This window comes from Muribacter muris (genome assembly GCF_001038205.1).
Taxonomy (GTDB): Bacteria; Pseudomonadota; Gammaproteobacteria; order Enterobacterales; family Pasteurellaceae; genus Muribacter; species Muribacter muris.
Map to the genome: position 1 here is coordinate 1 of NZ_JWIZ01000060.1, position 13,601 is coordinate 13,601.

11 protein-coding genes and 2 pseudogenes are annotated in these 13,601 nt (G+C 45.8%); 7 read left to right on the forward strand and 6 right to left on the reverse strand.

Features of this window, described 5'->3' with window-relative positions; translation table 11 throughout:
* Positions 1–73 (forward strand): annotated as a pseudogene (locus tag RO21_RS12925) (IS1595 family transposase); the annotation flags it as partial.
* 41 nt (positions 74–114) lie between these two features.
* Positions 115–504, forward strand: coding sequence for a transferrin-binding protein-like solute binding protein (locus RO21_RS09120; RefSeq protein ID WP_047977479.1), 390 nt, complete (start codon positions 115–117; stop codon positions 502–504).
* 50 nt (positions 505–554) lie between these two features.
* Here RO21_RS09120 and parC read toward each other — a convergent pair whose 3' ends face one another.
* The 3 genes from parC to RO21_RS09135 all read right to left on the reverse strand — a co-directional run bounded on the left by parC (position 555) and on the right by RO21_RS09135 (position 4,996).
* Complete coding sequence (gene parC / locus RO21_RS09125) at positions 555–2,801, reverse strand: DNA topoisomerase IV subunit A (RefSeq protein WP_047977480.1); 2,247 nt, start codon at positions 2,799–2,801, stop codon at positions 555–557.
* A gap of 102 nt (positions 2,802–2,903) precedes the next feature.
* The gene (locus RO21_RS09130) at positions 2,904–4,118 is read right to left on the reverse strand and encodes a sugar efflux transporter (protein WP_047977481.1); all 1,215 of its coding nucleotides are present in this window, start codon (positions 4,116–4,118) and stop codon (positions 2,904–2,906) included.
* Between the two features lie 92 nt (positions 4,119–4,210).
* A complete protein-coding gene (locus tag RO21_RS09135; protein WP_047977482.1) occupies positions 4,211–4,996 on the reverse strand; it encodes an alpha/beta fold hydrolase in 786 nt (261 codons plus the stop codon).
* 107 nt (positions 4,997–5,103) lie between these two features.
* Between RO21_RS09135 and seqA the strand changes: the two genes are divergently transcribed.
* The 4 genes from seqA to aroC are packed head-to-tail and all read left to right on the forward strand — an operon-like array spanning position 5,104 to position 11,444.
* Positions 5,104–5,664, forward strand: coding sequence for a replication initiation negative regulator SeqA (gene seqA, locus RO21_RS09140; RefSeq protein ID WP_047977483.1), 561 nt, complete (start codon positions 5,104–5,106; stop codon positions 5,662–5,664).
* Between the two features lie 29 nt (positions 5,665–5,693).
* Entirely contained in the window at positions 5,694–7,103 is a 1,410-nt protein-coding gene (gene menE, locus RO21_RS09145) for an o-succinylbenzoate--CoA ligase (protein WP_047977484.1), read from the forward strand.
* A complete protein-coding gene (gene mscK, locus RO21_RS09150; protein ID WP_047977485.1) occupies positions 7,096–10,389 on the forward strand; it encodes a mechanosensitive channel MscK in 3,294 nt (1,097 codons plus the stop codon). Before menE ends, mscK begins: the two co-directional genes overlap by 8 nt.
* A complete protein-coding gene (aroC, locus tag RO21_RS09155; RefSeq protein WP_047977486.1) occupies positions 10,371–11,444 on the forward strand; it encodes a chorismate synthase in 1,074 nt (357 codons plus the stop codon). Before mscK ends, aroC begins: the two co-directional genes overlap by 19 nt.
* A 35-nt stretch (positions 11,445–11,479) precedes the next feature.
* Here the strand turns inward: aroC and RO21_RS09160 are convergent, their stop codons facing one another.
* Complete coding sequence (locus RO21_RS09160; RefSeq protein ID WP_047977487.1) at positions 11,480–12,247, reverse strand: FNR family transcription factor; 768 nt, start codon at positions 12,245–12,247, stop codon at positions 11,480–11,482.
* A 303-nt stretch (positions 12,248–12,550) separates the two neighbouring features.
* Between RO21_RS09160 and RO21_RS09165 the strand changes: the two genes are divergently transcribed.
* Positions 12,551–12,964 (forward strand): hypothetical protein, encoded by a 414-nt coding sequence (locus tag RO21_RS09165; protein WP_047977488.1) that lies wholly within the window; start codon positions 12,551–12,553, stop codon positions 12,962–12,964.
* On the opposite strand, the gene RO21_RS09170 is transcribed toward RO21_RS09165, so the two are convergent.
* Entirely contained in the window at positions 12,965–13,399 is a 435-nt protein-coding gene (locus RO21_RS09170; protein ID WP_047977489.1) for a hypothetical protein, read from the reverse strand.
* Positions 13,399–13,509, reverse strand: a pseudogene (locus tag RO21_RS13525) (IS1595 family transposase); the annotation flags it as partial. The gene RO21_RS09170 and the pseudogene RO21_RS13525, both read right to left, overlap by 1 nt.
* Positions 13,510–13,601 lie beyond the last annotated feature (92 nt).

Sequence of the window (13,601 nt, forward strand, 5' to 3'; positions counted from 1 at the left end):
GCGTTTTAACCACAGTGAAATAAAAGTTCAATTTTCCATTTTAAAACAATTAGTAAAGCAGAATTTATTCTAGTTATCTAGTACAGCCCCTTAAGTTATATTCGTCAGGGTATTTTGCAACATGATCGTGATATTTATATTTTTGTACAAGGACAACCTACCCCTATAAATGAAATACCTTCATCAGGTTCTTTCAAATATATCGGAAAGGCGATTTTATCTGTTCCTGATAAGACAGAAAATAAGCAAATATATAGTATTCACCCTGCAACTTTCGATGTTAATTTCTCAGATAAAAGATTAGTTGGCTCAATCGGTGGTAGCGAAAATGGTGGAAATATTACCTTTAATGCGGATATAGAGAAAAATAAGATTGAAAGTGGTATCGGATTTGATAATGTGAGGGTGGATGGCTATTTCTATGGGCCAAATGCGGCTGAATTGGGGGGTACTTATATAAAACCTGGTAGTTATAGTGGTACTTTTGGGGCTAAAAGACAGTAGTTGTTTGTATTAGCAAAAACAGACCGCTTGCGGTCTGTTTTTGTAGGCGATCAATCAATAACCGCCACTTCGGTATTGACATTTAAACCACGCACAAGCGGTGCGCCTTTTCTGGCGCGTTCGCCACGGTATTTTTCAATGTCATTTGGTTTGAGCGTGATTTTACGTTTGCCGGAAACGAACACGAGTGAGCTGGTCGGGCGAATGATGAATAAGCGTGCCAATAATTCCGTGCCGGCTTTGGCGGCGGCTGCGGAAATATTGATGATTTTATTCCCTTTGCCCTTTGATAAGCTCGGTAACTCGGCGATCGGAAAGACTAACATTCTACCGACACTACTCATCGCTGCTAAGAGGGTGTCGGGATCTTCACCGATCAGCTGCGGTGGCAGCACTTTTGCATTTTCCGGCAGGGAAATGACCGCTTTCCCCGCTTTATTACGGGATACTAAGTCGCTGAATTGGCAAATAAAACCGTAGCCGGAGTCTGACGCCATCAGCACTTTTTGATTATCCTCCGCCATTAGCACATATTGCACGCTTGCACCGTCCGTCAGCGTAATTTTACTGGTGATTGGCTCGCCTTGCGAACGGGCGGACGGCAAGGTTTGCGGGTCGAGAGCGTAGCTACGCCCTGTACTGTCAATAAAAACGACCGGTTGGTTACTTTTACCGTGAGCGTGCGCCAAATAGCCGTCCCCTGCCTTGTAATTCAGCGCTTGCACGTCAATATCGTGCCCTTTAGCGCAACGTACCCAGCCTTTTTCCGACAAAATCACCGTGATCGGCTCGGTCGGGGTCAGATCGCTTTCGGTAATGGCTTTGGCTTCCGCCCGTTCAACAAGCGGTGAGCGGCGAGGGCTGGCGTAGGTTTTGGCATCGGCTTGAATTTCTTGCTTGATTAAAGTATTCAGGCGGCGTGGCGAGCCTAAAATCGCTTGCAGGCGTTCCTTTTCTTCAGTGAGTTTTTGTTGCTCGGCGTATAACTCGTACTCTTCCAACTTGGCAAGATGACGCAACCGCAGGTTTAAAATCGCCTCGGCTTGCAGCTCGCTCAAATTAAAACGTGCGATAAGCTCGGTTTTGGGATCGCCGTCATCACGGATAATCTCAATCACTTCGTCAATGTTGAGATAGGCGGTCAGTAAACCTTCCAAAATATGCAGACGGCTTAGGATTTTATCCAAGCGGTAGTTTAAACGGCGGGTAACGGTGGTGCGGCGGAAACTGAGCCACTCGTTGAGAATGGTGAGCAGATTTTTCACCGCCGGTTTGCCGTCTAAGCCGATCATATTCATATTGACCCGATAGCTTTTTTCCAAATCGGTGGTGGCGAATAGGTGATCCATTAACGCATCAAGATCAATGCGGTTTGAGCGAGGCTCAATCACAATCCGCGTAGCGTTTTTACGGTCGGACTCGTCCCGAATATCGTCCACCATCGGCAATTTTTTGTTACGCATTTGGGTGGCGATCTGCTCAATAATTTTGGACGGCGAGGCTTGATGCGGCAGGGCGGAAATAATGATATTGCCGTCTTCCTTATGCCATACCGCCCGCAGTTTGATCGAGCCTTTGCCTTGCTCGTACAGTTTTTTCAGCTCGGCTTTCGGGGTGATAATTTCCGCTTCGGTCGGGTAGTCCGGCCCTTGTACAATCTCAAGTAGATCGTCTAAGCAAGCGGTCGGATTATCCAATAATGTTACACACGCTTCTGCCAATTCATTGAGGTTATGCGGCGGAATATCCGTTGCCATTCCCACGGCAATCCCGGTTGTGCCGTTCAGCAAAATATGCGGCAGACGGGCGGGCAGGTATTTGGGCTCTTCCAACGAACCGTCAAAGTTGGGTTGATATTCCACAGTGCCTTGCCCTAATTCACCGAGCAGTAACTCGGCAATTTTGGCTAATTTGGACTCCGTATAACGCATTGCGGCAAAGGATTTCGGATCGTCTTGAGCCCCCCAGTTGCCCTGCCCGTCCACCAACGGATAGCGGTAAGAGAAAGGCTGTGCCATCAGTACCATCGCTTCATAGCAGGCACTGTCGCCGTGGGGGTGGAATTTCCCCAATACGTCCCCGACCGTGCGGGCGGACTTTTTATATTTGGCGGACGCAGTTAAGCCGAGTTCGGACATCGCATAAATAATACGGCGTTGCACCGGCTTTAAGCCATCGCCGATAAACGGCAAGGCACGATCCATAATGACATACATTGAATAATTGAGATAGGCGTTTTCGGTAAAACGCTTAATCGGCATCTGCTCAATGCCTTCGTAGTTGATTTGGTTAGTCATTCCGAAAGTTATACTCGATCATCAAAAAGGCACGAACGAGCGTGCCGAGAATTATTGGTGGAGATTATAGCGGAATTTTGCGATTTAGTGGATGTTTTTACACTAGATTTTCCGCACTAGCCCCATAAAGAGTAACGCAATCACACAAAAGCCGATTGCCAAATACCAAGTGCTTTGATAACCAAATTGGCTTGCCATTACCCCGGCGAGTTGTCCGGCGACAATCCAGCTTGCCGAGCCGGTATTGCCAAACAGCGTAGTTGCCGTCCCCATTCGGTAAGGCATTAAATCTTGGAAGTAGATCATTCCGATAGAGGCGATAATGCCGATAAAAATGCCGTTAAACAGTTGGATTGCCAACAACTGCCACTCCGTTTGGGCGAGGGCTAAACCGATGTAATAGGCGATGCCCGCCACAATGCCGATCAGCATCAGGCTTTTTTTGCTGATAAAACGGGTGCAATAGCCGGCAATCAGCATTATCGGAATTTCAATTCCTGCTGCCGTGCCCATCATCAAGCCTGCCACACGGTTTGACAGCCCCAGATCTTCGCTGAGATAAATCGGCATATTGATGAACATCATACTGTTACACGTCCATACCAACAGGCAGGCGATACTCAACCAAATCACCGAATGGCGATTACTGGTGATCCCTTCTTCCCGCAGATTATCTTCTTCCTCATTTGCCGATTTTGGCTCGCAACCGACCGCTTGCGGCAGCATCAACATTACAATGATGATTGAGATCGCAAAAATAGTCGCGGCGGCAACGTACATAAAGGTAAAGCCGAGCTGATCGGCGAGAAAATAGGCGAGCGGCGGGCCGACAATCCACGCTAACGACAGTTGCGCCCGCAGCACGCTGTTGAACATCGTGCTGTCCCGATTTTGCGCTTGACTGTATTCTCTTGAGAGGGCAAACAGTTGCGAGGTGGCGGACGAGCCCAGCCCAATAAGCAACGTGCCGAAAATCAGCAAAATATAGTAATCCCGATTAAACGCAAACAGCAGGCAGCCGAACAGTTGCATTACACAACTGAGGGAAATAATCAGCTTGCGGTTAGGGTAGCGGTCGGAATAATGGGCGACAATCTGACTAAGTACCATCGACACGAGGGAGTTAATCGAATAGAACACCCCGATCATCATCGGATCATTGGTAACTTCATTATGCAAATAGACGGTGAGTGCCGGAATCCGCAGTGCGCCTGCCAGCCCCGTCATAAAAATTACAATCAAAAATGCCGCCGAAGCGGAACTTAGCAAACGCCGGCTAAGCAGACGTTGCGGAAAAAAGGGAACGGCAGGTTTCATTGTCGGCTCTTTTAGCATAAATAAATGATGTGTCTATTGTAGCATTATATGGTACGGATATTTGCAAAAAATCCTGCCTAACCCACCGCTTGTTAAGCTAAAAATTTTTGGATCGCGCGGATAACCGTATCCGGTTTTTCGGCGTGTACCCAATGATCCGTATTGCTCACCACAAAAGAGCGGGCTTGCGGGAATTGTGCCAAAATAGTCGGCGTATCCTTTGCCTGCAAATAGTCCGACAGTTCACCTTTAATAAACAGGGTCGGTTTATTGACGTTTACCGGCTGCCAATCCATTATCCGCTCGTAGTTTTGTTTTAAGCTAGATAGGTTGAATTTAAATGATTCAGGGCTGTTCGGATCAAAGGATTTGAGCATAAATTGCTGAACGCCTTCGTCTTTGATGCCTTTGGCAATCTCGGCTTTCGCTTGTTGGCGATTAGCCGGTTTGGCGGCTTTGACGGCAAATAATCCGGCGAAAATGCTGTCGTGGCGGTGCGGCGGATAGATCACTGGCGCAATGTCGATCACGACTAATTTAGCCACTAATTCGGGGGCGAGATCCGCCAATTTCATCGCGGTTTTGCCGCCCATTGAATGACCGACCACAATCACCTGCGTTAAATTCAGTTTCACTAATAATCGGCGTAAATCCTCTGCCATCAGGGTATAGTCCATTTCATCGCTGTGAAAGGATTGCCCGTGGTTCCGCAGATCGACCCGTAAAATCCCGTATTGCTCACTAAAGGCTCTGGCGATAATGCCGAGGTTATTCATATCGCCGAATAAGCCGTGCAGAAACAGCATTGTCGGCGGATTTGGACTGCTTGGCGCAGTGGCAGCTTGATAGTGGTAGTGAAGTAGAGTTTGTTCGTGCATAATTTGTCTAAAATGAAGTAAAAAGTCAGAGAAGATCCTGCAAAACGGATCTGAAATGCGTATAATGCCTAGAATTTTTTGCGAATCAAGTTATTTAGGGGAAAGAGATGAAAACAATCGAGATTGACGATGAATTGTACCACTATATTGCCAGCCGTACGCAATCTATTGGCGAGAGCGCATCCGATATTTTACGCCGTTTGCTTCGCCTGCCGGCATCGCCGCAACCCTTTGTGTTGGTTCAAGAAAATATGATTGATGAGTTGAAAACATTGGCGAAAATGCCGAAGAAAAAGCAGACGCTCAGCAATCAGGAAAAAGTAGTGAAGCGAGTTGAATATGTGTTGGCGTCCAGTCATTTTGTGGAAGAAAGCAAAGGGGTAAACCGTTTTCTGCAACTGCTTTCGGCGTTATACCGAGCCAGTCCGGAGGCATTTTCCCAAGCGACTGAAAACGTACAGGGCAGTGAGCGAATCTACTTTGCCAAAGACGAGGCGACCATTTTAGCCAACGGCAGCAGTGCGAAAGCCAAACAAATTCCCGACTCGCCGTTTTGGGTAATCACCAATAATAATACCGAGCGAAAAGGGATTATCTTGTGTGCCTTGATGAATGCGATGGAGCTGCCTGAAGCCTTAGTCAGCCGTGTGAAAAACTGTTTTATTTAACCTAGCCCTAGCCCGATATTTCAACCGATATGCAAGATTTTTCCCTTTTTCCGAGTGCGCAATGGTGCGATGCAATTCCCGAACAGTGTGCGCTGATGTGGGAAAAGGGCGAGGCTGATCTTTTTTCTTTCTTACCTGCACAATTTTCGTGGCGGGAATGGCAACGATTAGTCTGCCAAATGGCAACCTTTCTGCAAAGCAAGGGCGTAACGGCGCAGCAATTAGTGGCGTATCGTGGGCAGCATCGCTTGCTGGGGCTACTCTGCTATTGTGGCGTCTTGAGTTTAAACGCCCGCATTTTGATGTTAAATCCGGCAATGCCACCTGCCCAACTCAATCAGATCTTGGCGGATAATCGAGTCGAACATTGCTTGTGTGAAGCGGGTTTTGCCGATTTTTCCCCGGAACTGCCCGCTTGCAGCTTGCCGTTACCCGCCTTCGATCAGCCGGCGACTTTAACCTTAACTTCAGGATCGAGCGGTAAGCCGAAAGCGGTCGTCCACAGCATACGGCAACATTTAGCCAGTGCCGAGGGCGTCTGTCAATTTATGCAGTTCGGGCAAGGTGATAGTTGGTTATTCAGCCTGCCGCTATTTCACGTTTCGGGGCAAGGCATTGTATGGCGTTGGCTCAGCCAAGGGGCAACGTTGGTGATTTGTGAAGAGAAAAACCGCCTTTGGCATTGGCTGGCACAGGTCAGCCACGCCTCTCTCGTGCCTACACAATTACAACGCTATTTGACGCACTTAACGGATAGAACGGCTCATCAACATATTTTGTTGGGCGGTGCATTTATTCCGCCGGCATTGATCCGCCAAGCCCAAGCAAGCGGAATAACCACCTATGCGGGCTATGGTATGACTGAAATGGCATCTACGGTGTGCGCCGTCAAAAACGACCACGATAATGTCGGCTACCCGTTAGCCGACAGAGCAGTCAAAATTGTCGAGAATGAAATTTGGGTGCGAGGTGCAATGTTAGGGTTAGGCTACTGGCATCACGGCGAGATTGTGCCGTTCACCAATTCGGAGGGCTGGTTTGCAACCAAAGATAAAGGCGAATATCGAGCGGACGGTAAATTGATCATTAACGGACGGTTGGATAATATGTTTATTTCCGGCGGCGAAAATATTCAGCCGGAGGCTGTCGAGGCAACCCTATTTGCCAGCGGATTGTTAAAAAATATTGTGATCGTACCGCTTGCGGATCGGGAATTTGGCGAGCGTCCGGTGGCACTGGTGGAATTTTACGAGCCTTTTTCAGCACAAGCGGTCGAAAAACTCCGACAATTTGCAAAACAGCAGTTGGAAGCCTTTAAACAGCCGATTCACTATTTGCCGTGGGCGGCGGAAAAATGGCAAACAAGCGGCATTAAAATTTCACGTTCACAATTAAAACACTATGTGGCAGAACTTATTAGAGAGCAGCACAATGTTTAAAAAAGGCTATTGGTTGGTTTTATGTTGGCTATTTTGCTTTTCGAGTGTCAGTGTCGGCGAGATTTCGCCGCTTGAAATTGATGCGATAAAAAACCAACTCCAACTGGTGAAATCGGACAGTACCAACGAAGCAACGCTGCTGGCAAAAAATTTGGAAGGCACATTAGCCTTTTTGGAGCGAGCCAAAAAACAACAAAAAGAGTTGGAGGAGCTAGAAAGCCAACTAAAAACCGCACCGCAAGAGATTGCCGAGTATCAAGCTAAGATCAAAAAATTGAAGGACGAGATTGATGTTAATATCAATGATTTTGACGGCTTAACCAGCGAAGAGATTGAAGCGAAGCAAGACAGTATTCACCAAGAATTGCAAGAATTGCAGCGAAAAATGAGCGATCTCAACTCAAGCTTAGCAAGTTATCGCTCCGCTCTTGAACAGACCCGCCGCCAAATCGGTGAAAATCATCAACAAATCGAAAAGCTGACCCGTTGGAAATATAACGCTCAGGCAAGTAAGTCGTTGATTGATAAATATAATGCGGAAATTCACTATTTAGAGCTGAATAACCGCTATAACCTGATTTTGGGTCAGAACATTGAGCTGCTTTCTAACCTTGATGAAGCGAAAAAGAGCCTTGCAACCTTGCAGCAGCAGCGTTTTTATCAACAAATCACCAGCTTGCAAGATGTGCTGAATGAGTTTCGGGTCAAAGAGTACGAGGCACAAGCCAAACAGGCCGAAGAACTGAAGGCAAACAATAAAGTTGAAAATCCGATTATTCAGGAAGAACTGAATTTAAATACCAAGCTCAGCCAATATTTAGTCGAACAGACCCAAAAAGCGAATAGCCTCTCCCAAGAAAGTTTGCGCGCCCGTAACGTGTTGGACGGTTTAACTCAAACTCAGCACAACATCGAGGAGCAGATCAGTGCTTTGCAGGGAACATTGGTGCTTTCCCGCATTATCAACCAGCAAAAGCAGGCTTTGCCTACGGAACGTCTCACCAAAGGCTTGGCAAAAGATATTGCAAAATTGCGGGTAGAAATCTTTGAAATTTCACAAAAACGGGACGAACTGTACAATCTGTCGGAGGCCATCGCTAAAATTGAGAGCGATCACAAAATCACCCTCGACAATACGGAACGCCAAACCCTAGAGAATATCCTCAAAGAGCGGGAAAAAATTTTGGTTGAGTTGGTGAAAACCCTCAACAGTAAGCTCAATTTAGCTAACGAAATTGAGTCCATTCAGAAAAAAATCATTGGCATCAGCGACTCGCTGCAAAGTAAATTGCAGTTGCAGAGTTTTTGGGTGCAGAGTAATAACCCGATTGATTTGTCGTGGGTGGAAGAGTTCCCGCAATTAGCGATTGCTGAGGTGTCGGAATTAACCAAGTATCTCGGCTTTGATAATTTAGGGCAGAACCTGTTTTCTACCGCCGTTTTTTTGCTGATCTTGCTTTTGCTTTACGGCTTGATTATTTGGAAAAAAGCGGCGATAAAAGCCCGCTTGTCCACCATTGCCGGTCAAGTGAATACCCTGAAAAACGATAGCCATTGGCATACGCCGGAAGCGATGTTGTGGACGATTATCCTCAATTTGCCGAGCACCCTAATGTTTCTATTTGTGGCGACCGTGTTGGTGTTCATCTTTTTTGCCGATCCGCTGTCGGCGTGGGAATGGGTATCCAGTATGTCATCTTACTGGTTGTTCTTTGCCACCATTCTTTCGCTATTACGCCCGAACGGCTTGGCGTACCGCCACTTTGGAATGCCGCCGGAGAGTAATGCGATTTTCCAACGGATCATCAAAGAGTCCGTTTGGATTGTGGTATTGCTGTTTGTCTCCTCAATTTTTTCGCAGGTGGAGATTATCGGCTTTACCAACGATGTAATCGGGCAGGTGATGACGATTATTGCACTTGCTTTGTGTACGTTTTTGGTTCGTCCGTTGCTGGATCGCGGGATTAGGGAGTATGAAAATGCTAAAACCGAAGACGGTACGAAGCGAAGCGTCAGCCTGTTCAAATTGTTGCGGTTTGTGCTGTTTATCGTCCCGCTAACCTTGATCGTCCTGATTGTATTGGGCTACTACTATACGGCGGTTTACCTGATCGAGCATATCATCAAGAGCTATTTGATTGCGTTAGTGTGGGTGTTCGGACGCTATTTTGCCTATCGTTCCTTAACCATTTCGTCACGGCGAATGGCATACCGCCGTTTGCAGCATAAGCGGGAGAAAATCCGTGAGCAAGCCGCCGAGCAGGGCAAGGAAGAACCAAAAGCGGAAGAGACGATTAAAATTTCTACCGTTAATGAACAGATTTTCAGAATGGCGGATTTAATCGGCTGGGTGATTTTATTCGGATCGCTCTATGCGGTTTGGTCGGATTTGATCGGCGTGGCAAATTACCTGAATACTTTTGTACTGTGGGAGCATATCGAAAGCACGTCTAAAGGGGAGTTGGTGGAATCCGTTACTTTGCTGAATATGTTGCGTTCAATGCTCTATATCACGATCACCTATGTGCTGGTAAAAAATATCAAAGGGATTTTGGAAGTAACCTTTTTCTCTCGGGTAAAATTTTCCAAAGGCACGCCGCATACAATCACCGCGGTATTAACCTATCTCATTATTACTTTAGGCTGTATTTCCGCTTTTACGGCGTTGGGGATCTCGTGGAGTAAAATTCAGTGGGTGTTTACGGCGTTATCCGTCGGTCTTGGTTTTGGGGTGCGAGAAATTTTTGGTAGCTTTGTTTCCGGTACTATTTTATTATTTGAACGCCCGATTCGGGTCGGTGATAAAGTAACGGTCGGCAGTTTTACCGGCGTTATTACCCGCATTCGGCTACGTTCCACCACTTTAATTGATGACGATAATAAAGAAGTGGTATTGCCAAACCAAGCCTTTGTTACGGATCGTTTTATTAACTGGACGTTGAATAACACCATTACCCGTTTACAAATCGGCTTGAAGATCAATTCCGGCGAAGATCTCAATTTAGTCAAAGCCTTGTTGCTACAAGCGGCGACCGATGCGCCGAAAGTGATTACCGAGCCTGCGCCAAAAGTGAATTTAATCAGCTTTGGCGAAGGGTGGATCGAACACGAGCTGGCGGTACACGTTTTAGAATTAGACGATCGGGCGGATACCCGTAATTTCTTGTATCATCGCATTGACGAATTATTTAACCAACATCAAATACAGATTGCTTTCAATAAATTAGAGGTAAACCTCGCCCATAACACAACATATAAGGATACAAAATGGCAGGAAACAGCATAGGACAACTTTTTCGGGTAACGACCTTTGGCGAATCTCACGGCATTGCACTCGGTTGTATCGTGGACGGCGTGCCGCCCAATATGACGCTTAGCGAAGCGGATTTACAACCGGATTTGGATCGCCGTAAACCCGGTACATCACGTTACACTACGCCCCGCCGTGAAGATGATGAAGTGCAAATTTTATCCGGTGTCTTTGAAGGCAAAACGACCGGAACGAGTATCGGCTTAATCATTAAAAACGGCGATCAACGCTCAAAAGATTACAGCGAGATTATGGATAAATACCGTCCGGGGCACGCCGATTATACTTATCAGCAAAAATACGGTATTCGGGATTACCGTGGCGGTGGTCGCTCCTCCGCCCGTGAAACGGCAATGCGTGTGGCAGCGGGAGCGATTGCCAAAAAATATTTGCGTGAACAGTTTGGGATTGAAGTAAGAGGCTATCTGTCTCAAATGGGGAATGTTAAAATTTCCCCGCAAACGACCGCTTGCATTGACTGGCAGCAGGTGAACAGCAACCCGTTTTTCTGCCCTGATCCGCAAGCGATTGAGCAGTTTGATGCCTTAATCCGAGAATTAAAAAAAGCCGGCGATTCCGTTGGCGGCAAGGTAACGGTTATTGCAGAAAATGTACCAGTGGGGCTAGGCGAACCCGTGTTTGACCGCCTAGATGCCGACTTAGCCCACGCATTAATGTCTATCAATGCGGTGAAAGGGGTGGAAATCGGTGACGGTTTTGCTGTTGTTGAGCAAAACGGCAGCCAGCATCGTGATGAAATGACCCCACAAGGTTTTTGTTCTAATCACGCCGGCGGCATTTTGGGCGGTATTAGCTCGGGGCAGCCGATTATTGCCCATATCGCCCTAAAACCGACTTCCAGTATTACCGTCCCCGGACGCAGTGTGAATACAGCCAATGAAGCGGTTGAAGTGGTAACAAAAGGGCGGCACGATCCTTGTGTGGCAATCCGAGCCGTACCAATAGCGGAAGCAATGACGGCGCTTGTACTGCTCGACCATCTATTGCGGTTTAAAGCGCAATGTAGATAAGTAAAAAGCCTCTAGAGATAGAGGCTTTTTTGATGTTAGGCATTAACGGAAATCGGTACTTGCGCTTTGGTGCCGGTTGCCATTTCGGTCAGTTCGTCCATTCGGTTAATGGTAATATATTTACCCTGCACACTGATCATTCCGCTTTTTTGGAAACGCCCGAGTAAACGGCTGATGGTTTCAATGGTTAAACCGAGGTAATTGCCGATATCGCCACGGGTCATCGTTAAACGAAATTCCCGTGCCGAAAAACCACGGGCGGCATAGCGTTGAGACAGGTTATGTAGAAAGGCGGCCAGTTTTTCTTCGGCACTCATTTTAGATAACAGCAAAATCATTTCCTGATCGCTTTTAATTTCGCTGCTCATTAAACGCATAATTTGGTGGCGGATTTTCGGCATTTTGCCGGCTAAATCGTCTAAAATATCAAATGGAATTTCGCAGATCATTGACGTTTCAAGGGCTTGAGCAAAGCCGATATGGCGCATATCCATAATGGCATCGAAGCCGACCAAATCCCCCGGCAGATGGAAAGCGGTGATCTGCTCTTCGCCGCTTTCGCTGATCGTATAGCTTTTAATTGTACCTGAACGAATCGCATAAATAGAGCGTAGTTCATCGCCGGACTGGAAAATGATTTGCGACTTTTGAACCGGTTTTTTCCGTTCAATAATGTTGTCTAATTGGGTTAATTCGTGCTCATTGAGGGTAAAAGGCAAACACAACTGGCTAATACTGCAATTTTGGCAGTGAATTGTGCAAGCCGTCCTTCCATTTGCTTTAAAATCAGATACAATTTTCATACTGTATTCGCCTTAAATTTGATTTAGGGCAAATTTTACCATTTTTCAGTGTCATATTGAAAGGATATTATTTGGATTTGAGGTGAAAATGCCCGCAGAGAAATTAACCAAAAAACGCTTAATTCAAATCATCATTATGCTGGTGATTTTAATCGCTGCGTTTACTTACCGTACCTATACTTATTAGCAACAAGCGGTGAGTTTTGCGGATTTTTTCGGTATTATGTAGCAGTTGCACAAAGATTTAACTCAGTGTTTCTGCTACATTTTTCTTATCTCATTGTAATTTAAAGGTAAGAAAAAATGAATGCGTTAGAAAAGTTATTGATTGAAGAAATTTCCCTTGCAGAACAAGAACGGGCTGAATTTGAAGAAAAGATAAAGGGATTAAATCAGAAAATTTTAGACTATCGAACTGCGCTAAATCACGCAAGAGATTCAGATTTTTCATTAAGTAAGAAATCTCGCAATGTTCGTTTTCAGTCATCACCACGTCAATTAGTGGCGCATATCCTTAAAAAGCAACCTGAAAAATGGTTTCATACGAATGAAATTACCCTTCAAGCATTGAAATTAGATAACCAGCCTATTGATAACGGCGTGCCACGTTTACACTTACAAACAATGCATAGCACGCTAAATCATCTTGTTAAGCATTCATTGGTTGAGAAAAAGCTAGAAGGGAAAACGTGTTATTGGCGTTTGAAGGCGAAATAGTTACATTTTCAACCTCCACCGTACATTATTTGCTTTTAATGCTAATCGTTCGACGACACCTTTATTAAGCCAGTGTTTTAATGCGCCACGAACAGAAACAGTATGCTGCGGTTGAATGATTGGTTCTTGTCCATCTCGAATAAGAATGAGCTTAATCAATTCATTAACGGTAAAATCATGGTTTGGTTGAGCCTTCATCTCTGCCAGTACCATTTGGCGTAACTTGCCTTTGAAATGGCGTTTATGAGTTTGATAAGTATAAAGCTCCGTATTGTATTCATCAGTTAGGGCTTCTTCTTGCATAATCTCGATGGCTGCTTGTAGCTTATCGAGTTTACTTTCCACCAAAGCAAGGTGTTCTAGCACTTGCTTACGCTCACGCTGCAAGCGGTCAATTTTTGCCTGAATTTGACTTAAATAGATTTTCTTTGCCATTACATTACCAATCGTTCTACTTGTCTATGGTTGCTTTGCCAGTAGCCTTTCCAAGCGTTTTCTGATGGTGTAGAAAGGCATTTACTAGCCACATCATTGAAAATAGTTAGGGGCTGTACTAGATAACTAGGGAAATCTAATTTCAGGTTAGAATAATCCCTATGAGAAGAAGTCGTTTAAGTCAGTACAAGCAAAACAAACT

What these genes read in the sequence shown, in the direction of transcription:
- aroC (WP_047977486.1), top strand. Translation starts at nt 10,371, where the DNA reads ATGGCAGGAAACAGCATAGGACAACTTTTTCGGGTAACGACCTTTGGC.
- RO21_RS09130 (WP_047977481.1), bottom strand. Translation starts at nt 4,118, where the DNA reads ATGAAACCTGCCGTTCCCTTTTTTCCGCAACGTCTGCTTAGCCGGCGT.
- mscK (WP_047977485.1), top strand. Translation starts at nt 7,096, where the DNA reads ATGTTTAAAAAAGGCTATTGGTTGGTTTTATGTTGGCTATTTTGCTTT.
- RO21_RS09160 (WP_047977487.1), bottom strand. Translation starts at nt 12,247, where the DNA reads ATGAAAATTGTATCTGATTTTAAAGCAAATGGAAGGACGGCTTGCACA.
- RO21_RS09165 (WP_047977488.1), top strand. Translation starts at nt 12,551, where the DNA reads ATGAATGCGTTAGAAAAGTTATTGATTGAAGAAATTTCCCTTGCAGAA.
- seqA (WP_047977483.1), top strand. Translation starts at nt 5,104, where the DNA reads ATGAAAACAATCGAGATTGACGATGAATTGTACCACTATATTGCCAGC.
- menE (WP_047977484.1), top strand. Translation starts at nt 5,694, where the DNA reads ATGCAAGATTTTTCCCTTTTTCCGAGTGCGCAATGGTGCGATGCAATT.
- parC (WP_047977480.1), bottom strand. Translation starts at nt 2,801, where the DNA reads ATGACTAACCAAATCAACTACGAAGGCATTGAGCAGATGCCGATTAAG.
- RO21_RS09135 (WP_047977482.1), bottom strand. Translation starts at nt 4,996, where the DNA reads ATGCACGAACAAACTCTACTTCACTACCACTATCAAGCTGCCACTGCG.
- RO21_RS09170 (WP_047977489.1), bottom strand. Translation starts at nt 13,399, where the DNA reads ATGGCAAAGAAAATCTATTTAAGTCAAATTCAGGCAAAAATTGACCGC.